The 781-nt window shown below is 56.5% G+C and carries 1 protein-coding gene; it reads left to right on the forward strand.

The window, feature by feature from the left end; translation table 11 throughout:
* Positions 1-698 (forward strand): APH(6)-I family aminoglycoside O-phosphotransferase (locus PGQ95_RS26295; RefSeq protein ID WP_032299094.1); only part of this gene is annotated, 698 nt, incomplete at its 5' end.
* Positions 699-781 lie beyond the last annotated feature (83 nt).

Below are 781 nucleotides of genomic sequence, written 5' to 3' on the forward strand. Positions count from 1 at the left end.
AAGACATTGCTGATGAACTGCGCGGGGCCGACTATCTGGTATGGCGCAATGGGAGGGGAGCAGTCCGGTTGCTCGGTCGTGAGAACAATCTGATGTTGCTCGAATATGCCGGGGAGCGAATGCTCTCTCACATCGTTGCCGAGCACGGCGACTACCAGGCGACCGAAATTGCAGCGGAACTAATGGCGAAGCTGTATGCCGCATCTGAGGAACCCCTGCCTTCTGCCCTTCTCCCGATCCGGGATCGCTTTGCAGCTTTGTTTCAGCGGGCGCGCGATGATCAAAACGCAGGTTGTCAAACTGACTACGTCCACGCGGCGATTATAGCCGATCAAATGATGAGCAATGCCTCGGAACTGCGTGGGCTACATGGCGATCTGCATCATGAAAACATCATGTTCTCCAGTCGCGGCTGGCTGGTGATAGATCCCGTCGGTCTGGTCGGTGAAGTGGGCTTTGGCGCCGCCAATATGTTCTACGATCCGGCTGACAGAGACGACCTTTGTCTCGATCCTAGACGCATTGCACAGATGGCGGACGCATTCTCTCGTGCGCTGGACGTCGATCCGCGTCGCCTGCTCGACCAGGCGTACGCTTATGGGTGCCTTTCCGCAGCTTGGAACGCGGATGGAGAAGAGGAGCAACGCGATCTAGCTATCGCGGCCGCGATCAAGCAGGTGCGACAGACGTCATACTAGATATCAAGCGACTTCTCCTATCCCCTGGGAACACATCAATCTCACCGGAGAATATCGCTGGCCAAAGCCTTAGCGTAGGATTC

The organism is Klebsiella sp. 141240 (assembly GCF_050600805.1).
Taxonomy (GTDB): Bacteria; Pseudomonadota; Gammaproteobacteria; order Enterobacterales; family Enterobacteriaceae; genus Klebsiella; species Klebsiella aerogenes.